Source organism: Streptomyces sp. 7N604, assembly GCF_052245475.1.
Taxonomy (GTDB): Bacteria; Actinomycetota; Actinomycetes; order Streptomycetales; family Streptomycetaceae; genus Streptomyces.
The window spans coordinates 13,706-34,553 of sequence record NZ_JBQQBX010000055.1; the positions used below are offsets into that span (position 1 = coordinate 13,706).

The following is a 20,848-nucleotide window of genomic DNA, read 5'->3' on the forward strand; positions in this document are numbered from 1 at the left end:
GGCTTGCCTGGCGGTGGGTGTCCCTGCCCGTATGCGGTGGGTCTCTTGGTATCAAGAGAGTTCCGGCGTCAGGCTATCGCCCCGTGCGTGGCGGCCGCTCGCGGGGATGAGGGGGGAGAGCGAGCGGCCGCCTGGGGGTGCACGGCACCCGTGGGGGGTGCGGTTCGCCTGCCCTGGATCTGCGGGGGCATGCATACGTTTTGCGACGTTCTATACGAGGGGCTTCGCCACCGGACCACCGAACTCCGGGGCAGGCCCCCAGGCGGCGGGGCCGCACACGGGGCGGGGCCGCACACGGAGCGGGGCCGCACACGGGGCGGGGCCGCACACGGAGCGGGGCCGCACAACGTCCGCGGCGTCCTAGTTCCCGGCGGTCCCCGCGGTCTCGGCGTTCCCGCCACCGGCTGCAGTTCCTGCGGTGGCCCCGGCCTCGGGCACGGTGCAGCCGTTGGCGCCCGCCTTCGTCCGCGCGCACGCCTTCGCCGACTCCGGCGCTGTCACGGTGACCATGCGCGTGTACGCGTCCTTGTCCGCGTCCGCCGTGCCGCTCTCGGTCCGCTTCGCCGCGGTGATGCTGACCGCGTCGCCCGGGGCGGCCTGCGTGATACGCGCCCAGGCCGCGCCGCACACCTCGCTGTAGCGGACTTCGATGAACGCCCCGCCGACGGTCGCCTGGGACACGGTCTCGGCGTACTTGCCGCCGCAGCCCATGACCTCCGGGTCCCCGCCTGCGCAGTCGGCGCCGCTGCACTTGACCCCGGCGGGCAGGTCGGGCTTCTTCGAGGCGGTCGGCGAGGGCGGGGGCTCGGCGGCCTCGCTGCCGTCGTCCCTGCCGAGGCCGAGCAGCAGCACGCCGCCCGCGATCACGACCAGCGCGCCGAGGACCCCGGCCAGGAACATCGGTACGCGGCGGCCGCCCCGCCTCCGGCTGCCGCGGCTGCCCCGATCACTGCCGTCGCCGGTGTGACCAACGTCGCCGATGCCGCCGACGCCGGCGCCATCGACGGCGTCGGCGCCGGTGACCGCGTCGGCCGCCCCGAAGTGGCCCGGGAAGTCCCGGGGTTCCGGGACGGCAGCCGCGGCCTCCTCCGGCTTGCGCGCCTTGCGCCCTTTATCGGACCTGGCCGATTTCGAAGCCTTCGCGGGCGGCGGGGCGAGCTCCCCCAGAGCGGCCCGCGCCTGCGCAACGCGTATCGCCTCCATCGTTATGTCGTGCCGCATTTCGGCCCGGCTCCAGGCCCGCTCCGCCAGCTCCCACATGGTGGTGAGATGACCGCTGTTCGCACCGGTCACCTCGGCCAGGGCCACGACGGCGCCCTGCGGCGGCAGCAGTCTGCCGTTCAGATAGCGCTCCCACGACGTCCTGCTGTAGCCGGTGCGGTCGGCGACCGCGGAAACGGACAGGCCGCTGCGGTCGACGAGCCTGCGGAGCTGACTGGTGAACTCCCGTACCTGCGGGTCGAGTTCCTCCGGCAGCGTCCTCCAACGAGGCATTGCCTCCCCCTGTTCCCCCCGAGTCGTGCACATCGTCCCGGCACTGTGAGCTCCCCCATCGCACCCTTGTCCGGGACTCGTTCACGGATGCGCGTGTCCAGGATGTCAGTTCCCATAGCGGGGGCCCACACGTGCATACGGTCGGAGGCGGCCGGATGCCTCACACCGAGCGCCCCGGGCTCACGCGTACCAGCACGAGACATCCGACACATTCCGGTGACGGTTGTTGCACGAACGCAGCACCGCGCCGAAACCGTCACTTCTGCGCCACAGGGGACCCGTAAAGCTTGAGCCCGGCCGCCGGGCCCAAGATCCTCGTGCGTGGAAGGGACGCGCCACGGGGGCGCGGCAGCGACGCTCCCTTCCGAACGCGACGGCGCCCGTCCTCACCCGGGGGAGAGGACGGGCGCCGTTGCTTGTGCGAAATCTCCGAATCTCCGCTGCCTTCTGCGAATCAGGCCGCGGCCATCTTCTTCTGCAGATTGGTGTCCAGGGCGTCCAGGAACTGCTCCGTGGTCAGCCACGGCTGGTCCTTGGAGATGAGCAGCGCCAGGTCCTTGGTCATCTGGCCGGCCTCGACGGTCTCGATGCAGACCTGCTCGAGCGTCTCGGCGAACCTGATGACCTCGGGGGTGTCGTCGAGCTTGCCGCGGTGGGCCAGGCCACGGGTCCAGGCGAAGATCGACGCGATCGGGTTCGTCGACGTCGGCTTGGACTGCTGGTGCTGGCGGTAGTGGCGGGTGACGGTGCCGTGCGCCGCCTCGGCCTCGACGGTCTTGCCGTCCGGGGACATGAGCACGGAGGTCATCAGGCCGAGCGAGCCGAAGCCCTGCGCGACGATGTCGGACTGGACGTCGCCGTCGTAGTTCTTGCACGCCCAGACGTAGCCGCCCTCCCACTTCAGGGCCGCGGCGACCATGTCGTCGATGAGGCGGTGCTCGTACGTCAGGCCCTTGGCGTCGAACTCGGCCTTGAACTCGGAGTCGAAGATCTCCTGGAAGATGTCCTTGAAGCGGCCGTCGTAGGCCTTGAGGATCGTGTTCTTCGTGGACATGTAGACCGGGTAGTCACGGGTCAGGCCGTAACGGAAGGACGCGCGGGCGAAGTCGCGGATGGACTCGTCCAGGTTGTACATGGCCAGCGCGACACCGCCGCCCGGGAAGTCGTACACATCGATCTCGATGGGCTCGGAGCCGTCCTTCGGGGTGAAGGTCATGGTGAGGGTGCCCTCGCCCGGGATCTTCAGGTCGGTCGCGCGGTACTGGTCGCCGAAGGCGTGACGGCCGACGACGATCGGCTTGGTCCAGCCGGGGACGAGCCGCGGGACGTTGCTCATGATGATCGGCTCGCGGAAGATGACGCCGCCGAGGATGTTGCGGATGGTGCCGTTCGGCGACCGGTACATCTTCTTGAGGCCGAACTCCTCGACGCGGGCCTCGTCCGGTGTGATGGTGGCGCACTTCACGCCCACGCCGTGCTGTTTGATCGCGTTGGCCGCATCCACGGTGACCTGGTCGTTCGTGGCGTCGCGGTGCTCGATGCCCAGGTCGAAGTACTTCAGCTCCACATCGAGGTACGGCAGGATCAGCTTGTCCTTGATGAACTGCCAGAGGATGCGGGTCATCTCGTCGCCGTCGAGCTCGACGACGGGGTTGGCTACCTTGATCTTGGCCATGGGAGTGCTTCGTCCCTCTCGCGTGGCTCAGGCTTTCGAATATCTCGGCATCGAGATACCCGGCTCCCAGAATACGCCGGGAGGGTCCCGGCCCGGCCTCGCCGCGTCAGCGCACCGTGAAGTGGACCACGTCCTTCAGCCAGGGAATGTCCAGCCATGGGTCGGGCTGGATCATCATCGCCAGCATCACGATCACAAAGCCGAGCGCGCCGTACGTGACCATGTCCGTGAACCGGGACCGCACGGCCAGCATGCCGACTTCAGGCAGCGCCCAGCGCAGGACGGCGCCGGTGATGAGCGCGAGACCGACGATGATGATGCCGATCCGGACGGCGCCTGCGGTGACGACGAGCAGCCCGGCTGCGGTCCCGCCGAGCACGGTCAGCAGCGGCCACTGCCGCGCGGGCGCGGGCGCGTCGCCCGACGCGGCCCGCCCACCTCCCTCCGGGCGCGCGGTGTCCCGCGTGACCCGGGGAAAACGACGGCTCTTGGGCGGGCGGCCCGACTCGCCGACCGCCGCGCCTGCGCCCGGCGCCGCCTCGCCGCGGTGCCCCTGGGCGGCTGTGCCACCAGGTGTGCTGGGAGGACCGGCGCCCCCGCGCTCCGCAGCGCTCCTGGCGCGCGCGGATCCGTCGCCGTCCCGGCCCGGGTCTCCGGCCGCCCCGCCGCCAGTACGGTCCGCCTCGGCGGGCGGGTGCCGGTCGGCCGCGCCGCCGGTGCTGCCTCCGGCTGCCCCGGCGGGCGGGTGCCGCTCAGTGGCGCCGCCATCACCCCGATTCCAGGGCTCCGCGCCGAAGGCACCGCGCCGCAGGCGCGGCGCCCCGGCCGCGCCGTTCGCCTGGCCTTCAGCCATGAGTGGCGACTCCCTTCCTAGCGCGCCGCAGGCGCACGGCGTTCGGCCGCTTCGACGACGTTCTGCAGCAGCAGCGCCCGCGTCATCGGGCCCACGCCGCCGGGGTTCGGCGAGATCCAGGCGGCGACCTCCGCCACACCCGGGTGCACATCGCCGACGATCTTGCCGTGCTCGTCCCGGCTCACGCCCACGTCCAGTACGGCCGCGCCCGGCTTCACGTCCTCCGGCTTCACGATGTGCGGCGAGCCCGCGGCGGCGACGATGATGTCGGCCTGGCGCAGCTGGGCGGACAGGTCGCGGGTGCCGGTGTGGCACAGGGTCACCGTCGCGTTCTCGGACTTACGGGTCAGCAGCAGGCCGATCGAGCGGCCGACGGTGACGCCGCGGCCGACGACCACGACGTGCGCACCGTTGATCTCCACCTTGTGGTGGCGCAGCAGCTGGACGATGCCGTTCGGGGTGCAGGGCAGCGGCCCGGTCTCGTTCAGGACGAGGCGCCCGAGGCTCATCGGGTGCAGGCCGTCGGCGTCCTTGGCCGGGTCGATGAGTTCGAGCACCCGGTTGACGTCGATGCCCTTGGGGAGCGGGAGTTGGACGATGTAGCCCGTGCAGGCCTGATCCTCGTTGAGTTCCCGTACGACCGCCTCGATCTCGTCCTGGGTGGCGGTGTCGGGCAGTTCACGCTGTATGGAGGCGATGCCCACCTGGGAGCAGTCGCGGTGTTTGCCCGCGACGTACCACTTGCTGCCCGGGTCGTCGCCGACCAGCAGGGTCCCGAGGCCCGGCGTGACCCCACGGGCCTTGAGCGCCTCCACGCGGGCGGCGAGTTCTGACTTGATCGCGGCGGCGGTGGCCTTGCCATCGAGAATCTTGGCGGTCATACCTCCATCCTCCCGGATACGGCGGCTTGCGTTCCAATCAGGCCCCCGTCAGCCCCGCATCAGGCCTCGATCGAGCCCCCATCAGGCCCCCATCAGGGCGCCTCCGCAGCTCATGCCACCGCCCAGGGGGCCGCCCAGGGCTTCGTCCGGAGTCCCTCCAGGTTTCCGATTCGCCACGTTTGTGGATCTTGGCTGGACAACCGACGGGTTCCACCACGACGATGACCGAAAGAGTTACCGCGGCAGTACGGGGGGCGGGCCGCTGTTTCATCCGACCTCCGTGCGGCGCGTGTCGTCCCCGTACATCCGCTCGGAGGAACCCCGGATGAGCTATTCCGACCCGAACAACCCCTACAGCCAGCAGCCGCAGGGCCAGCCTTACGGCTACCCGCAGCAGCCCCCGGCGCAGCCCGGCTACGGCTCGCAGCCCGGCTACGGCTATCCGGCGCAGCAGCCGGCCCCGCCCTACCCGGCGTATCCCGGCGGCCCCGGTGCGGTGCAGATGCAGCTGCCGGGCATGGCGCAGGCCGCCCGCGTCATCCTGTTCATCGTCGCGGGGCTGCAGATCATCGTGGCGATCGTCGCGGCCATCGCCGTCGCGGCGGCGCAGGACGTGTCGAACGAGATAGGAGCGGGTGACAAGACCGACGGCCTGGCGGGCCTCGGCTACGCGGTCGTCTTCGTCGTCCTGGCCTTCGCGGGCTTCGCGATCTTCCTGGGCGCGAAGTTCGGCAACGGCGGCCCCGGCATCCGGATCGCGACCATCGTCTACGCCGCGCTGTTCATCCTGCTCAGTCTGAGCAACTTCGCGGCCGGCACCGGCAGCTCCGCCGTCGGCGGTGTCGTCGGCCTCGCGATCGGCGGTTTCATCCTGGCCGCGATGCTGCAGTCCCAGACGGCGGCCTGGTTCAACCGGCCGCGCTACTGATCACGACGGCGCTTCCCGCCCGCGCCGCTGATCGCGAGGAATCGCGCGAAGAACGCGAGGAATCACGCGAGGAATCACGCGCAGAATCACGCGCACCCGGCACCACACGAGGGGCGCACCCGGAGTCCGGGTGCGCCCCTCGCGCCGCGTTGCGGCTGCGTTCGGGCCGTCAGTAGCCTTGACCGCTGCCGATCCTCGACCGGGGGGAACGTAGGTGTTCAGCGTCATCGTGGTACCCGACGGCTCGCGGGGTCCCGACTCCCAGATCCGGCTGGAGCCGGGCGAGACACTCGGCTTCGGGCGTACGGAGGAGGCCAGGACCGCGGACGGCGGCCCGTATCTCGTCATGGACCACGCGGGCGTGTCCCGCTCCGCCGGGGAGATCACCGCCACCGCCACCTTCTGGACGCTGACCAACCTCAGCCGCCGCCAGACGTACGTCGTCGAGAACCCCGAGGGCGCCGGGGAGCACATCAAGGTCGGGCCCGGCAGGGTCGAGGCGCCGGTCCCCTTCGAGTTCTCCCGGGTGGTGCTCCCGGCCGGGAACGACCTGGTCGGCTTCGAGGTCTGGGCACCGCGCCACGACTACTTCGAGGGCAGCGGAAGCACGGGCGGCGAGCCGACCGCGCTGCCCTTCCCGCTGGACCGGTCCAAGCGCTACTTCCTCGTCCTCGCCGCGCTCTGCGAGCCCCGGCTGCGCGGCGAGCCGCACGCCCCGCTGCCGACCACCGAGCAGGTCGTGGAGCGCCTCAAGCCGGTGTGGCCCGCGGTGAACCGGACCACGGTGCAGTGGAACATCGACTATCTGGCCGTCAAGCTGCGCCTGAAGCCGCCCGCCGAATCCGCCCTCCCCGGGCCCCGGTTGAACGGCAAGAAGGAGTCCCTGGTCTCCCTCGCGCTGCGCTTCGACCTCGTACGGGAGGAGGAGCTCTGCGTGATCGAGGGGCGGGAGCGGTGAGCGGAGGAGCCGAGAGCGCGCCGTTCGCGGTGCGGGTGCCGAAGGGGTACCGGGTCGGCTGCTGGGAGGTCCGCGAACCGCTGGCCACCGGCGCGTTCGGCAGCGTCTACGCCGCCCGGTGCGGCGGCGAGCCGGGCCCGGACGCCCCGCCCGACCTGCCCCGGTCCGCGGCGCTCAAGTTCCTGCCCACCGGCACCCGTACGCCCCGCCAGCTGCGGCACCTGGAGGATCTCGCGCACCGCGAGCTGGAGTTGCACCGCAGGCTGCGCCGCCCGCGCCTGATTCGGATGTACGAGGCGCTGACCGTCGACGACCCGGAGCGTCCCGAGCTCGACGGCGCGACCGTGCTCGTCCTCGAGCGCGCCGAGGGTTCCCTGGACACGCTCATCGCCCGCTCCGGCTCCGGCTCCGGCTCTCGCTCCGGTCCCGGGCCCGTGCCGGAGGGGCCGGCGCTGCTCGCGCAGATCTGCGAGGGCCTGGCCCAGCTGCACCAGGCGGGCTGGGTGCACGGCGACCTCAAGCCGGGCAACGTGCTGCTGATGCCCGACAGTTCGGTGCGGCTCGGCGACTTCAATCTGGCGGCGGAGCTGGAGGGCACCCACGCCTACTCCCCCGCCTTCTCGACGCCCGACTACACCCCGCCCGAGCTGCTGTGGTCGGACATCGGCGAGCGCGGGCAGCAGATCCGTACGACCGCGGACATCTGGGCCTTCGGGGTGGTCGCGCACCTGGTGCTGGCCGGGACGCTCCCGATGCCCGGCGCGACCGTGGCCGCCCGCAGGGACGCGACCGTGCGCTACGCGCGGGGGACCGAGGAACTGCGGCTCTCGCCCGACCTGCCGGAGGGCTGGCCGGAGATCATCGGCGACTGCCTGGCCCGTACGCACGAGGAGCGCGCCGCGCACAGCGCCCGTGACCTGCTGCGGCGCGTCGAGACCCTGGCCGGGACCGGGCGCTCGCCGCGCCTGCCCCGGCGGCTCGCCAGGATGTCCGGGCCGCGGCGGGCCGGCAGGCCCCCCGGCAGGCCGGGCCGCCGCTCGCGGACCCTTGCGGTCGTCACCGCGGCCGCCCTGACGGCGGGGATCGCAGCGCTGGGCTACGGCCTGGGCCTGCTCGGCGGCGAGGAGGAGCGGGGCGACGGCAGGACCGGGACCGAGAAGGTGGCCCCGGCGACGTACGGCGAGGACGAGTTGCGTACGGACGCGGGAGTGCCGGTCGCGTACCGCAAGCTCATCGTCGACGCGGCTCATGCGTGCACCGAGGAGGAGGTGACGCCGCCGCTCATCGCCGCGCTGCTGAAGGCCGAGAGCGACTTCGACCCGGATCTGTCCGACCCGGCCATGGACGAGTACGGCATCGCCCGCTGGACGCCCCGCGTGCTCAAGTCCTACCTCCCGCCCTCGCTAGTGCCGAAGTCCGGCGACCCGAAGCCGCCGTTCCCGCCCGACGTGTCCATCCCGGCCGCGGGCCGCTATCTGTGCGTCATCGCACCGCGCCTCCGCCCGGAGCTGCAAGGCAACCGCCAAGTGCTGATCGCGGCCGCGTACCGCACCTCGTTCAGCAAGGTCAACGCGGCGGGCGGGGTGCCCGCGCACTACCGCGACTACGCGGAACGCGTCGAGCACGCCCTCAAGAAGTACACCCCGCCGCGCGCCAACTGACCCTCGGACCTCCGAGGTACAGGTCCGCGCGCCGGAGGGGTGGAATGGAGCGCGACGGGGGAACCTCGGGGGAGGCTCCGGGCCCGTGCGCTGGCCGACGGCGCGCGGGCCCGAAGTCGGCGCGTCGGAGAAGTGGCACGAACCCAGCAGCTCCACATGCGGCCACCAATGATCACGACGACGCCGACGTCCGGGACGCCACAACCGGATCCCGGCTACATCTTTGGATGCATGGGCACTACACCCTCAGGCATGCTCCGGGGCACTTCGTGCGGGCAATGTGGCCGCATTCGTGCGCGATCTAACTTCTGAGTCATCACTGAATCGGCTCCGAGGAGACAGGTGAGAGGCACGTGCCCCCTACAACCGACTCCGCAGCACAGAGCGTGCACACCTCCGCAGCCCAGAGCGTGCACGCCGAACACCCGGCATTCCCCATGCCCCGGTCCTGCCCGATGCGGGTGCCCGAACAGTACGCGCAGTTACGTGCCGAGGCACCCATTTCCAAGGTCGCCCTGCAGCACGGAAGGACCGCGTGGCTGCTGACCCGGCAGGAGGACATCCGGGAATTCCTCGTCCATCCCCAGGTGAGTACGGACCGCCTGCACCCCGGCTCCCCCCTGCAGGTGCGCCTTCCCGTCGGGGTGCCGAAGGAACGACTCGTCGGCATGGTCGGGATGGACGGCCCGGAACACATCGCCCGACGCCGACTGGTTCTCCCTGAGTTCACGGTCAAGCGGGTCCAGAGGATGCGGCCACGTGTCCAGGAGATCGTGGACACATGCCTCACCTCCATGCTTGACGCCGGCCGTTCGGCGGACCTGATCGAGGCCTTCGCCGCCCCGGTGCCCTCGATGGTCGTCTGTGAACTGCTCGGAGTCCCGTACGCGGACAACGCGTTCTTCCTGGCCAAGACGGCGGTCATCCTCTCCCGCAATGCGACCCGGGCGGAGCAGGAGCAGGCCTATGCCGAACTCCTGGATTATCTCGGGGAGGTGGTCTCCGACAAGGAGCGCGAACCCTCGGACGACCTGATCGGCCGCCTCATCAACAACCTGCGCGACTCGGGCGCCTACGACCGGGACCTCGTCCTCGGCATGGCCAGACTGCTCCTCGTCGCCGGCCACGAGGCGACGCCGAACATGATCGCCCTCGGCACGATCGGCCTGCTGGAGCACCCGCACCAACTGGCCGAACTGCGGGCCGACCCAGGACTCGTCCCGCAAGCCGTCGAGGAGATGCTGCGCTACTTCAGCATCTCGGACCAGGCCACTTTCCGCGTCGCGCTGTCCGACATCGAGATCGGCGGGGTCACGATACGGGAAGGCGAGGGCGTCATCGGGCTGAACGCATCGGCCAACTGGGACGGTGATTTCTACGAGAATCCGGAAGTCCTGGACATCCGTCGCGACGTGGGACGGCACCTGGCATTCGGCTACGGGCCCCATCAGTGCATCGGTCAGAACCTCGTCCGGATGAACCTGGAGGTCGTCCTCAGCACCTTGTTCGCCCGTGTCCCCGGTCTGCGTCTGGCAGTTCCCGCGGCGGAACTCCCCCTGAAAAACGATCAGATCGTGTACGGGGTTCACGAACTGCCCGTCACCTGGTGACCCGGGAGGACATGTCATGCGGATCACCATCGACCGGGAAGCCTGCGTCGGCTCGGGACAGTGCGTGCTCATCGAGCCTGCCGTGTTCGACCAGAACGACGACGACGGTCTCGTCGAACTCCTCGACGAGGGGCCTCTGACCGACCCCACCGGCACGGTCGAGGACGCTGTCCAGCGCTGCCCCGCAGCCGCCCTCGGCCTCAGCCCGGACTGACCGGGCGCGCCGGCCCGGCGGAGCAGCAGAGGCCTCTTACCGGGCCGGCAGCCACCGCCGGACGCATGCGGTGGCTGCTGGCCCGGCGTAGGGGCCGCGATGAATCCCGAGGAGGACCATGACCGAGAGCCAAGGAACGACTGCCGCGCAGACCGTGAAGTGCGCCGACCAGACGGCGCCGCCGGCGGCGCCCCGGCCCGGCGCCGGGCAGCGCGCCGGACGTCTTCTGGCGGCGGTGCCGCCCCCCGGGCTCATCCTGTGCGGAATGGCCTTACGGCAGCTGGGAGCCGCAGTGGCCCAGCCGCTGTTCTCGGTCGCCGGTCCCTTCGGGGTCACAACGCTGCGGCTGGTCTTCTCCGCCCTGGTCCTGCTGCTCGCGTGGCGCACGTCCCTGCGGGTGGGACGGGGCGCTCTGCCGGCCGTGTTCGCCTGTGGAACCGTGCTCGCCGGAATGAACTTCGCCTTCTACCAGGCGCTGGACCGCATTCCCATGGGCGTCACCGTCGCCATCGAACTGCTGGGGCCGCTGGCCCTTGCCGTCGCCGGCTCCCGTCGCTGGTCCGATGCAGGGTGGGCGCTCCTGGCCGCCGCCGGGGTGGCACTGCTCACCGAGGTGGACGGCGGTCTTTCCTGGGTCGGTGTCGCCTTCGCGCTGACCGCCGCGGGGTGCTGGGTGGGGTACATCCTGCTCGGCGCGAAGCTCAGCAGCCGTACCAACGACGGTTCGGGCCTGGCCCTGGCCATGGTGTGGGGCGCAGTGCTCGCTCTCCCCGTGGGCTTCGCCGACGCCGGCGCGACTCTTCTGAATCCGCAGGTGCTGGTCACCGGCCTCGGCCTGGCCCTGCTGTCCTCCGTGGTTCCCTACTCCCTGGAGTTCAGGGCCCTGCGGCAGATACCTCCGCGGGTCTTCGGAGTGCTCATGAGCCTGGAGCCGGCAATCGCCGCCCTGATCGGTCTCGTGGTCCTCTCCCAGCGGCTGGGTCCCAGCCAGTGGGTGGCCCTGGGCTGTGTCGTGGCGGCGTCCCTGGGCGTTGTGACGAGGAATCGGTGACCCCGCGTACAGCTTCGCACCGGCCCGTTGGACCACGCCTCGGAACCCCCGGCACCTTCCGCCGTGCAACCGGCTCGGCCGCAGAAGAGGCGACTCACTGGATTCCCTTTATCAGCCGCATTTTGACGGCGGTACGCACAGCCTGCATACGCGATCCAACACCGAGCTTCACATAGATGTTGGCGAGATGTCGTTTCACGGTTCCCTCCGCGACATACAGCGACGAAGCAACCTGCGCATTGCGGAACCCCTTGGAGACGAGTTGCAGGACCTCTTTCTCCCGAGCCGTGAGGTGGCCGGCCGAGGGGAACCTCACTTGCTCGGCCACCCCTCTGGATAAGGAGACAAACATGCGGTCCCCATTGCTCACGATGGTCCGTATCATCGCGAACAGCTCATCACGGGTCGAATCCTTTGAGATGCACGCATGCGGCCCGACGGACATGGAGCGCTCCATGAGCTGCGCATCCTCGTGCGCAGTGAGCATCACCAACCGCGGGGCCACAGGCTCCCGGTGAGCCGTCCGCACGGCTCCGACTCCCGGAAGTTCGGCATCGAGGAGCACAAGGTCGGGGCGTTCCCTGCGAATCAGCGAAACGGTTTCCTGCCCATCGTCCGCCTGGCCCACTACTCTGATTCCCGGCTGCGCCGCACAGAGCGCAGATAATCCCTCGCGAAACAGTTCGTGGCCGTCGGCGACGACTAACTTGCACTGCACAACCACGTACGCAACTCCCCCGTGAACAGCGACCGCACGCAAATGCCCTACCTTGATCATCAGCCAGTCTAGGGCGGTCCCGAGCAGGCGTGGGCAAACCCGCGACACTTGGCTGGAATTCAATTCCCTCGTTTACAGAAGCAGAGTTCACGGCGAGACCGAATCCCCGCTTCACAGCGGGATGCGGATGTCGCTGGTGGGAACGGCGCAGCACAGGAGCGCGTTACCGGCCTTCGGCGGCAGGATGGGTGGCGTGGTGTACGTGACGCTTCCGCTGCTGATGGCTTGCTGACAGAGGTGGCAGGCCCCGGCGCGGCATCCGGACGGGGCCGGTACGCCCAGTGTGTCGGCGAGGTCGAGGAGGGTTCCGTGATCCGGTGTCCAGGGTGCGTGGCGGTCGCTGACGGTGAACGACACCCGGAACGGGCCGGACGGCGGCGGTGCCACCGGCGCTTGGGACGGAACGCGGGGCGAGGCGAAGACTTCCTGGTGAACCGCGTGGGCGGGCAGGCCGCGGCGGGTCAGGCTACCGCGGGCGGCGTCCATGAACCTTGCGGGTCCGCAGAGGTAGGCCGTCGCCGTCGGCAAGTCGAGCAGCGATGCGGCGACATCGCCGAGTTCGGGGCGGCCGGCCATGGCGTTCCACCGGGTCAGATCGCCTTCCTCGGGATGGGTCAGGAACAAGCGGGCGTGCCCCTGGGGCAAGGCGGAGATCAATGCGCGGGCTTCCGCCCACAGCGCGAGTCGGCTGCCACTGCGGGCGGTGTGGCAGAACACGATGGGGCGACCAGGGGCTTGCCGTGCTGCCGCGTCCAGGAGGGCGATGGTTTGGGTGATCCCGATTCCGGCGCTGGCCAGCAACAACGGCGAGCGGGCGCCGGAGTCGGCGGTCAGGGTCCCGTGCGGGCCGGAGACGAGCAGTGTCGCATCGACGTGTGCGTGGCGGTGCAGCCACTGCGACATGCGTCCGTCGGGGTGGCGTTTGACGCTGATGCGCAGGTCGCCGTCGTGGCTCCCGGAGATGGTGTAACAGCGCCAGAGCGGACCCTGGTCGTCGGTGACATGGATGCGCAGGTGCTGTCCTGAGCGGTGGGGAACACGCAGGCGCCGCAGCGGATCGCGTAACCAGATGCTCACCACGTCGTCGCTTTCGGCCTCGCGCCGGACGACGCGGGCAGGCCGCGGCCACTGCTCGATCGGCAGTCCCGTTGTGGGCGGATGAGGGCTGCCGCGGTGCCGAGTGCGCGTCAGCCGGTCACCGGTGCGCAGCGCTCCGGAGGAGATGACGCGGGCCCGGACGCCGCAGTAGAGATGCCCGAAGTGGGTCATCAGCGCGGCGGGAATGTTGAGATCCGCCTCGCTGGTGACGGGGTTGACGCAGGTGGCCCGGCACCGGTTGATCGGGTGCAGCACTTCGAGTTCGGCCTCGCCGAGCACGATGCGTTCGCCGGGGAGGGACAGTTCCTGCCACGCGCCCAGCCCGGTCACGTAGACGTTGCCGCGGAAGCGCAACGGATCGACCGGCGCCTCGACCGCGTCGGCCAGGGCCTTGACGGTGTCCAGGTTGATGAGCGAGACGGTGCCTGTCCGGTCGTCCCAATAGCCGCGATCGGCGCGCACCAGCTGTGGTCCGCCATGAGGGCCGGCCGGTAGCCACCGGCGCAGCAGCGCATCGGCGCCCTCGCGGCTGTCCGGCTGGTCCAGTAACACGGTCACCGGGGCCTGTTCCGGGTGGTGCATGGTCACGCTGGCGGCGGCATCGTCGAAGCCGGCTCCCAGCCGCAGCAGCTCGGTGTTGGTGGTCAGCCGGGCGAACGTTTCGGTGGGTGCCCATTGCCCCGCGTGGGGGACGGGGCGATGGCCGTTCGCGATGGCCAGCACGCGGTCGCCCGGCAGGCCGAGTCCTGGGCGCAGCCCAGCACTGGCGATGTCCTCCCCGGCGCAGCCCTTGATCGGGTACCGGACCAGCCGTCGCACGCGCGCGCCGCTCACCGGATGTCACTCCCTCGACGCTGAGGCCGCTGCCGGCAGGGCTGACCGCGGGGTTCAAGTCCTGCCGACACCAGCCTGCGCCCGGACACCTTTGATGTCTACGAGGGATACGGGGAACGGCTGGACGGCGACCACGGCCGCCCCCGCCCGTCCCCGCTCGTCCGCACCCGGCAGCAGCGCTATCCGCTACCACGCCCCATCCGTCAACTCACCACGACCCACCACAAGATCAATGACCAGCAGGGCCTTAGTGGAAGAAGTGGCGCGTGCCGGTGAGGTACATCGTCGCGCCCGCCCGCTTCGCGGCCTCGATCACCAGCTCGTCGCGGACCGAACCACCGGGCTGGACCACGGCCTTGACGCCCGCCTCGAGCAAAACCTCGAGCCCGTCCGGGAAGGGGAAGAACGCGTCGGAGGCGGCGTACGAACCGGCCGCGCGCTCCGCTCCCGCCCGCTGGACCGCGAGCTTCGCCGAGTCCACGCGGTTGACCTGGCCCATGCCGACGCCGACGGTCGCGCCGCCCTTGGCGAGCAGGATGGCGTTGGACTTCACGGCCCGGCAGGCCCGCCAGGCGAAGGCCAGTTCGCGCAGTCCGTCCTCGTCCAGCGGCAGGCCGCTGACGAGGTTCCAGCCGGTCGGGTCGTCGCCCTCCGCCAGGCTGTGTCCATTCAGCACCGTGTCGCTCTGCTGCAGCAGGACGCCGCCGGAGATGGGCTTCAGATCGAACGGCTGGAGCGGGGAGCCCTCGACGCGCAGCACGCGGATGTTCTTCTTGCGGGCCAGCACCTCGACGGCGCCGTCCTCGTACGCCGGGGCGGCGATGACCTCGGTGAAGATCTCGGCGACCTGCTCGGCCATGGCGACGGTGACCGGGCGGTTGACGGCGATGACGCCGCCGTAGGCGGAGACCGGGTCGCAGGCGTGGGCGTTGCGGTGCGCCTCGGCGACGTCGTCGGCGACGGCGATGCCGCACGGGTTGGTGTGCTTGATGATCGCGACGCAGGGCCGGTCGTGGTCGAAGGCGGCGCGGCGCGCGGCTTCAGTGTCGATGTAGTTGTTGAACGACATCTCCTTGCCGTGCAGTTGCTCGGCGTTGGCGAGGCCGCCCGGGTCGCCGTCGGAGTAGAGCGCCGCGGCCTGGTGCGGGTTCTCGCCGTAGCGCAGGACGCTCTTGCGCTCCCAGGCCCCGGCGAGGAACTCGGGCAGTCGGCTGCCCGCGGCGGAGCGGCTGTCGGGCGCTGTCGGCTCAGGGGCATAGGAGTCGGTGAACCAGGAGGCGACCGCCACGTCGTACGCCGCGGTGTGCTGGAACGCCTCGGCCGCGAGCCGCTTGCGCGCAGCCAGGTCGAAGCCGCCCCCGCGCACGGCGGCCAGCACGTCCCCGTACCGCGCGGGGCTGGTGACCACGGCCACGGACGGGTGGTTCTTGGCGGCGGCGCGGACCATCGACGGGCCGCCGATGTCGATCTGCTCCACGCACTCGTCGGGCGAGGCGCCGGACGCGACGGTCTCCCGGAACGGGTAGAGGTTCACGACGACCAGCTCGAACGGGGCGACGCCGAGCTCCTCGAGCTGCGCCCGGTGGGTGTCGAGACGCAGGTCGGCGAGGATGCCCGCGTGCACGCGCGGGTGCAGCGTCTTGACGCGGCCGTCCAGGCACTCGGGGAAGCCGGTCAGCTCCTCGACCTTGGTGACTGGGATGCCTGCGGCCGCGATCTTCGCGGCGGTCGAGCCCGTGGAGACCAGTTCGACCTCCGCCTGGTGAAGCCCGAGGGCCAGCTCCTCCAGCCCCGTCTTGTCGTAGACGCTGACCAGCGCGCGGCGGATGGGCCGCTTCGTACCTTCGCCGTTGGCGTTGGCGGCGGAGTTGGCTGCGGGGTTGGCGTTGGCGGTCACGGGATCATTACCTTTCGTCCCTCAATGCGGTAGCCGTTACGGGCCAGGCGCCCCACGACATCGACGAGCAGCTGTCGCTCGACTTCCTTGATGCGCTCGTGCAGAGCGGCTTCGTCGTCCTCGTCCCGGACCTCGACCACGCCCTGGGCGATGATCGGGCCGGTGTCGACGCCGTCGTCGACGAAGTGGACGGTGCACCCGGTCACCTTCACGCCGTACGCGATCGCGTCGCGCACGCCGTGGGTGCCGGGGAAGCTGGGCAGCAGGGCGGGGTGCGTGTTGACGAACCGGCCGCCGAACCGGGCGAGGAATTCCTTCCCCACGATCTTCATGAAACCGGCCGAGACGACGAGGTCCGGCTCGTACGCGGCGGTGGCCTCGGCCAGGGCCAGGTCCCACTGCTCGCGGTCGGCGTGGTCCTTCACCCGGCACACGAAGGTAGGGATCCCGGCGCGCTCGGCCCGCTCGAGGCCCGCGATGCCGTCGCGGTCGGCGCCGACGGCCACGACCTCGGCGCCGTAGCCGGACGGGTCGGCGGCAATGGCGTCGAGGATGGCCTGCAGGTTGGTACCGGAGCCGGACACCAGCACGACCAGGCGGGCGGGGCGGGCCGGGCGCGCAGGGCGGGCCGGGGCGGCGGGGCCGGGGCGGGGCGAGGACACAGCGGGGCTCTTTCTCACGGGTTCTCACGGGCTTCACGGGACCCTGTGGGGACCGGGTCGTTCGTCGTGGTCGTAGGGTCGTACAAGTGAGGGCGATCCCCGTTTCCGGAAGACCCTACGAAGCCGCAGACCGTCAGCAACGATACCGGCACACCGAGCGGCCCCCGCGGGACGGGGCCAGCCGGGGGAGGTAGCGTCTGAGACACGGAACCCGTCCCGCCAGGCAGGGAGGGCGGGATGACGACACAAGGGGAAGACACACTCCACATGCCGGACCGACGCCGCCGCGCGGCCCTCAGCCTACCGCTGCCCACGGCACCGTCCTCCGACCCGCGGCGGGGGGATTCCGGGTCCGCGGCGCCGACGCGTCGTCTGGCGACTGCGCGGGCGGGATTGGCGCGGGCGGGATTGGCGCGGACGTTGCGCGGGGCACCCGCGGGGGTGCCGCTGACGTCTGCGGGGGTCGCGGGCCTGCCGGGGATGGCGGGGCTGCCCGGGCTGCCCGGGGCGATCGTGACGCGGAGCGTGCCGCTCCCCTCCACGACACCTTCTGAGACGACATTTGCGGCGGCGTCCGCTACGGCTGCCACGACGGGAATTTCTGCGACTCCGGGCGCGGGGCCCTGGGCTACGGCGGCGCGGCCGGGCGTGGCTCAGGCCGCCGCGGCGCCCGTCGGCGCGGCGTTGCTGCGTGAGCGCAGGTCTGCGTCCCCGTCCTCCGAGGGTGAGGACAACCCCTTCGCTCCCCCGCCGGAGGGCCGGCCCGACCAGCCCTGGCGGCCGCGCGGCCCGCAGGGCGGCGGCCACAACGGCAACGGCGGCAACGGCGGCTCCGGGAACGGCACCGACGGCGATACGGGCGGCTCGGGCGGTACGGGCGGCTCCGGGAACGGCGGCGGTGAGGACGCGGACGCCGACCGCCCGCAGCAGCCGCATTGGGGCAGCCAGTGGAGCAGCCGCCAGCCGGGCCGCGAGAGCGGTGGCTTCGGCGGCGGGCCGGGCGACCGGCGCCCGAACGGCGGTCAGGGCGGCCCTGGGAGCGGTCCCGGCGGTCTGCGCTGGGACCCGACCGACCCACTGCAGCGCCGGGCCCGCTACGCGCTGCTCGCGGGCATGTGGGGCTTCTTCTTCGCGCTGTTCAGCCTGCCGGAGATCGCGCTGCTGCTGGGTGCGCTCGCCGTGTACTGGGGCATCAGCTCGCTGCGCGGCAAGCCGGTTCGTACCCGGGCGGGTGCGGCGGCGAGCGACATCGGCACGAGTACGGCGCCGAGCGCCCGTCCCGAGGCCGGCGCGCCAGGGACCGGCGGCGCGGTCGGCGGCGGAGCGGCGAACGCCAGGCCGCAGACGACGGCGGCGGTCAGCGGGCTGGTCACCGGGGGGATCGCGCTGGCGATCGTGGCGGCGACCTTCACGTTCCAGGTCGTCTACAGCGACTACTACGCGTGCGTGGACGACGCCCTCACCACGGCTTCGCGTCAGTCCTGCGAAGACCTCCTCCCGAAGCAACTCCGCCCCCTCCTCAGCACCCAGGACTGACCCCGGCCACCCCGGCACCAGGGCCTCCGCTCCGACACCAGCCGGCGCTCCGCGCCAGGATTTCTCACCCACCCGCCCCTATTAGGTGGGTGGGTGGGAAATCCGCGCCGAGGGCGCGGAGGGCGCGACACGGCGCGGGGTGGGTGCAGCCCGCAGGGGTCGGCCGCCGTCGGGCCCGGGCTCAATGCGCGGGGGTTGGTGCCTTGGGGGTTTCCGGGGTGGCGTCGGCCGGGGTTGGGCGGCGTTTGCGCCACCAGCGAGCCACCAGCGCCGTCGGGCCCGCAACAGGCGCCGTCCAGCACAGAGCCGCCGCGCCCGTGAGCCACCAGCTCGGCCCGAAGTCCTCCAGCGCGCCCGTCCCGAGCGAGCCCCCCGCGAGACCGGCGAGCAGCGCCATGGCCACCGCGCACGCCGCGCTGCCCAGCGCCGCCGTCAGCGCGGTGTCCCGCCAGTTACGGACAACCGGCTCTCCACCGCCCCCGCCACCCGTAGCGGCCCTGCCGCTCCCCGGCACCGCCGCGCGGGCCGTGTACCAGCCCACCGTGACGCCCGCCGCGAGCGGCAGGGTCGCGACCGGCCAGGTCAGGGGCCCGCCCGGGCCCGGGTCCGGCAGGGCCGCGAGCAGCGGGAAGTGCGGCAGCTCCGGGTGCGCGGAGGTGCCCAGCGGGCCCACCACGCTGCCCGCGCCCAGCGTGAAGCCGGGCCCGAGCCCGTACGCCGCTCCCCACACCACCGCGTTCGGCACCAGCGCGAGCGCCAGCAGCAGCACCGCCAGCCGCCCCGTCCACGGCTCGGTGAGGTGCTGGAAGGACTGCTGCGCCGCCGCCCCGTGCCAGGTGAGCGAGAACGCGACGAGCAGGGCCCCGCCGCCCAGCAGGACGGCCGTACCGGCGGTGCCGCCGCGGACCGCGGTGGCGAGCCTGCGGCGCGTGAGGCGCGCGCGCACGGCCCGCACGCCCCCCGGGACGCGGCCGAACGCCCGCCTGGCCCGCGCGGGCAGCGGCCCGCGCAGCCTCCCCGGCAGCGGCCCGCGCAGCCTCCCCGGCAGCAGCCCGAGCAGCGCCCCCGGCAGCGGGCCGGTCACCACCCCCGGCAACACCCCCGAGGTCACCCTCGGCAACACATCCGCCATCACCACCCGCAGCGGCTCCCGCGGCCGCCCGCTCGCCGCCCAGTAGCCGTACGAGACGGCGGCCACGGTCACGACCGGCAGGTGCAGCAGTGCGCTGAGCGGGTCGACGTGCAGCGGCCCCCCGGACGCGTAGATCACGGCGGCGACGCCGGTCAACAGGTAGCCCGCGCTCAACCACCCGATCGTGGGACCCGCGGGCGGCGGCCCGTCCGGGTCGCCCCCCGCCTCCGCCAGCTCCTCCTCGTGCGCCTCGAGCGCGTGACCGGCGGCGCGGTACAGCAGCCACAGCGGCAGCGCGCTCAGCAGCAGCGGCGTGAGCCCGATCGGTGCGGCGGCCCCGGAGAGGGTGTCGGTCCTGACGAGTTCCGCGCCGTGCGCGAGCAGCCACAGGGCCGCGGCTGCGTGCAGCGCTCCGCTCGGACCGCTCTCGGGGTACGGCGAGGTGATCCAGAGCAGGAGGACCGCGACGGTCACCGCACCGAGCCCCAGGGCGGCCGCGACCACTCCGCCCGCTGCAAGCTGCCCGCGCGGCGGCAAAGGCAGCGAGGGCGGCGAAGGCCGCAGAGGCTGCGGCGGCAGCAGGGGCGGCGAAGGTGGCAACGCCGGGTTCCGATCGGTCGATTGGGTCACGCGGACATGCTGCCAACAACACACCATTCGTCAGCGCAGCGGGCCAATGGCCGTCGTGTCGCTCCGTGTCGCTCAATATGTGCGTATGCACCGTTACGCTCAGCGCGGCAGAGAACGGGTGGGCACGGGCGCCGAGTTGGCGTTCGATGCGCTCTACACCGCCCACGCCGCCGACCTCGTACGGCAGACGTATCTGCTCACCGGACACCGGCAGCTCGCGCGGCGGGCCGTGGACCACGCCTTTCATCAGGCGTGGCAGCGCTGGCCCGAAGTGGCCGTGGACCGCGATCCGGCCGGGTGGGTGCGGGCGGCCGCGTACGAGTACGCGCTCTCGCCGTGGCACCGGCTGGGCCGCGCCCGCCGCCGACGGCCCGCAGGGCGCGGCCCCGGACAGGCGCTGCTCACCGCGCTGCTCAGCCTTCCGGAGTCGTACCGGCGCGCGCTGCTGCTGCACGACGGTGTGGGCCTCGGCCTGCCGGAGACGGCCGCCGAGACGGAGGCGAGCACGGCGGCCACCGCGAACCGGCTCATGCACGCCCGCGCCGCCGTCGCCGGGCGGCTGCCCGAGCTGCGCGAGGCCCCGCCCGCCCGGCGCGCGGCGGTGCTGCGCCGGATGCTGGGCGAGCAGGCGGCCACCCAGCACGTACGGACCCAGCCGGCCGCGTCCGTACGGGCCGGGAGCGAGCGCCGCACGCGGCTGTGGACGCGGGCGTCGTACGGGCTGGTCGGGCTGTTCGCCGTGGCCGCGCTGCTGGCCACCGTGCTCGACGCAGCCTGGTGACCCCCGAAGCCGGAAGCATGCGGCGAAGCCGGAACGGGGCACGGCCCGGCACAGGTTCTCGCTCACGCCTGTGCCCGGGCGTGCCCGAAGCCGAATCGGGGCCTGGCCCGAACCGGAACCGGGCATGACCCGGCAGCAGGAAGGGGCGTGGGCCCGTACCGAGAGGTACGGGCCC

General features: G+C 71.9%; 17 protein-coding genes. 8 read left to right on the plus strand and 9 right to left on the minus strand.

Going from position 1 to position 20,848, the window contains the following annotated elements; all coding sequences use genetic code 11:
- Positions 1-360 precede the first annotated feature (360 nt).
- From ACTWP8_RS36115 to ACTWP8_RS36130, 4 genes are all read right to left on the minus strand, one after another.
- The gene (locus ACTWP8_RS36115; protein ID WP_443326295.1) at positions 361-1,494 is read right to left on the minus strand and encodes a helix-turn-helix domain-containing protein; all 1,134 of its coding nucleotides are present in this window, start codon (positions 1,492-1,494) and stop codon (positions 361-363) included.
- Between the two features lie 454 nt (positions 1,495-1,948).
- Positions 1,949-3,169, minus strand: coding sequence for an NADP-dependent isocitrate dehydrogenase (locus ACTWP8_RS36120; protein ID WP_443326296.1), 1,221 nt, complete (start codon positions 3,167-3,169; stop codon positions 1,949-1,951).
- 106 nt (positions 3,170-3,275) lie between these two features.
- The gene (locus ACTWP8_RS36125; RefSeq protein WP_443326297.1) at positions 3,276-4,022 is read right to left on the minus strand and encodes a DUF3017 domain-containing protein; all 747 of its coding nucleotides are present in this window, start codon (positions 4,020-4,022) and stop codon (positions 3,276-3,278) included.
- A 17-nt stretch (positions 4,023-4,039) separates the two neighbouring features.
- Positions 4,040-4,903, minus strand: a complete 864-nt coding sequence (locus ACTWP8_RS36130; protein WP_443326298.1) for a bifunctional methylenetetrahydrofolate dehydrogenase/methenyltetrahydrofolate cyclohydrolase — start codon at positions 4,901-4,903, stop codon at positions 4,040-4,042.
- Positions 4,904-5,228: 325 nt separating this feature from the next.
- Here ACTWP8_RS36130 and ACTWP8_RS36135 point away from each other — a divergent pair, with 325 nt between their 5' ends.
- The 6 genes from ACTWP8_RS36135 to ACTWP8_RS36160 all read left to right on the plus strand — a co-directional run bounded on the left by ACTWP8_RS36135 (position 5,229) and on the right by ACTWP8_RS36160 (position 11,325).
- Positions 5,229-5,831, plus strand: a complete 603-nt coding sequence (locus tag ACTWP8_RS36135) for a hypothetical protein (protein ID WP_443326299.1) — start codon at positions 5,229-5,231, stop codon at positions 5,829-5,831.
- 214 nt (positions 5,832-6,045) lie between these two features.
- The gene (locus tag ACTWP8_RS36140) at positions 6,046-6,789 is read left to right on the plus strand and encodes an FHA domain-containing protein (RefSeq protein WP_443326300.1); all 744 of its coding nucleotides are present in this window, start codon (positions 6,046-6,048) and stop codon (positions 6,787-6,789) included.
- Positions 6,786-8,450: a serine/threonine protein kinase gene (locus ACTWP8_RS36145; RefSeq protein ID WP_443326301.1), complete on the plus strand. Its 1,665-nt coding sequence runs from the start codon at positions 6,786-6,788 to the stop codon at positions 8,448-8,450. The genes ACTWP8_RS36140 and ACTWP8_RS36145 overlap by 4 nt, the downstream gene beginning before the upstream one ends.
- A 353-nt stretch (positions 8,451-8,803) precedes the next feature.
- Positions 8,804-10,060, plus strand: coding sequence for a cytochrome P450 (locus ACTWP8_RS36150; protein ID WP_443326302.1), 1,257 nt, complete (start codon positions 8,804-8,806; stop codon positions 10,058-10,060).
- A gap of 16 nt (positions 10,061-10,076) precedes the next feature.
- Positions 10,077-10,274: a ferredoxin gene (locus ACTWP8_RS36155; protein ID WP_443326303.1), complete on the plus strand. Its 198-nt coding sequence runs from the start codon at positions 10,077-10,079 to the stop codon at positions 10,272-10,274.
- 118 nt (positions 10,275-10,392) lie between these two features.
- Positions 10,393-11,325, plus strand: a complete 933-nt coding sequence (locus tag ACTWP8_RS36160) for an EamA family transporter (RefSeq protein WP_443326304.1) — start codon at positions 10,393-10,395, stop codon at positions 11,323-11,325.
- 94 nt (positions 11,326-11,419) lie between these two features.
- On the opposite strand, the gene ACTWP8_RS36165 is transcribed toward ACTWP8_RS36160, so the two are convergent.
- The 4 genes from ACTWP8_RS36165 to purN form a co-directional block, all read right to left on the minus strand.
- Positions 11,420-12,049 (minus strand): response regulator transcription factor, encoded by a 630-nt coding sequence (locus ACTWP8_RS36165; protein WP_443326305.1) that lies wholly within the window; start codon positions 12,047-12,049, stop codon positions 11,420-11,422.
- A 165-nt stretch (positions 12,050-12,214) separates the two neighbouring features.
- On the minus strand, positions 12,215-14,035 hold the full coding sequence (locus ACTWP8_RS36170; protein WP_443326306.1) for an MOSC domain-containing protein: 1,821 nt from the start codon (positions 14,033-14,035) through the stop codon (positions 12,215-12,217).
- Positions 14,036-14,282: 247 nt separating this feature from the next.
- Positions 14,283-15,863 carry a bifunctional phosphoribosylaminoimidazolecarboxamide formyltransferase/IMP cyclohydrolase gene (purH, locus tag ACTWP8_RS36175; RefSeq protein WP_443326312.1) on the minus strand — a complete coding sequence of 527 codons (1,581 nt, stop codon included), beginning with the start codon at positions 15,861-15,863 and terminating at the stop codon, positions 14,283-14,285.
- Positions 15,864-15,928: 65 nt separating this feature from the next.
- Positions 15,929-16,594 carry a phosphoribosylglycinamide formyltransferase gene (gene purN, locus ACTWP8_RS36180; protein ID WP_443326307.1) on the minus strand — a complete coding sequence of 222 codons (666 nt, stop codon included), beginning with the start codon at positions 16,592-16,594 and terminating at the stop codon, positions 15,929-15,931.
- Positions 16,595-17,242: 648 nt separating this feature from the next.
- Here purN and ACTWP8_RS36185 point away from each other — a divergent pair.
- A complete protein-coding gene (locus ACTWP8_RS36185; protein WP_443326308.1) occupies positions 17,243-18,130 on the plus strand; it encodes a hypothetical protein in 888 nt (295 codons plus the stop codon).
- A 181-nt stretch (positions 18,131-18,311) separates the two neighbouring features.
- On the opposite strand, the gene ACTWP8_RS36190 is transcribed toward ACTWP8_RS36185, so the two are convergent.
- Positions 18,312-19,892 carry a cell division protein PerM gene (locus ACTWP8_RS36190; RefSeq protein ID WP_443326309.1) on the minus strand — a complete coding sequence of 527 codons (1,581 nt, stop codon included), beginning with the start codon at positions 19,890-19,892 and terminating at the stop codon, positions 18,312-18,314.
- An 85-nt stretch (positions 19,893-19,977) separates the two neighbouring features.
- On the opposite strand from ACTWP8_RS36190, the gene ACTWP8_RS36195 reads away from it, so the two are divergent.
- Positions 19,978-20,673 (plus strand): sigma factor-like helix-turn-helix DNA-binding protein, encoded by a 696-nt coding sequence (locus ACTWP8_RS36195; protein ID WP_443326310.1) that lies wholly within the window; start codon positions 19,978-19,980, stop codon positions 20,671-20,673.
- Positions 20,674-20,848 lie beyond the last annotated feature (175 nt).

Bases quoted from the DNA above. Each gene is read 5' to 3' on its own strand.
- ACTWP8_RS36115 (WP_443326295.1), bottom strand. From the start codon at position 1,494: ATGCCTCGTTGGAGGACGCTGCCGGAGGAACTCGACCCGCAGGTACGG.
- ACTWP8_RS36120 (WP_443326296.1), bottom strand. From the start codon at position 3,169: ATGGCCAAGATCAAGGTAGCCAACCCCGTCGTCGAGCTCGACGGCGAC.
- ACTWP8_RS36125 (WP_443326297.1), bottom strand. From the start codon at position 4,022: ATGGCTGAAGGCCAGGCGAACGGCGCGGCCGGGGCGCCGCGCCTGCGG.
- ACTWP8_RS36130 (WP_443326298.1), bottom strand. From the start codon at position 4,903: ATGACCGCCAAGATTCTCGATGGCAAGGCCACCGCCGCCGCGATCAAG.
- ACTWP8_RS36135 (WP_443326299.1), top strand. From the start codon at position 5,229: ATGAGCTATTCCGACCCGAACAACCCCTACAGCCAGCAGCCGCAGGGC.
- ACTWP8_RS36155 (WP_443326303.1), top strand. From the start codon at position 10,077: ATGCGGATCACCATCGACCGGGAAGCCTGCGTCGGCTCGGGACAGTGC.
- ACTWP8_RS36160 (WP_443326304.1), top strand. From the start codon at position 10,393: ATGACCGAGAGCCAAGGAACGACTGCCGCGCAGACCGTGAAGTGCGCC.
- ACTWP8_RS36195 (WP_443326310.1), top strand. From the start codon at position 19,978: ATGCACCGTTACGCTCAGCGCGGCAGAGAACGGGTGGGCACGGGCGCC.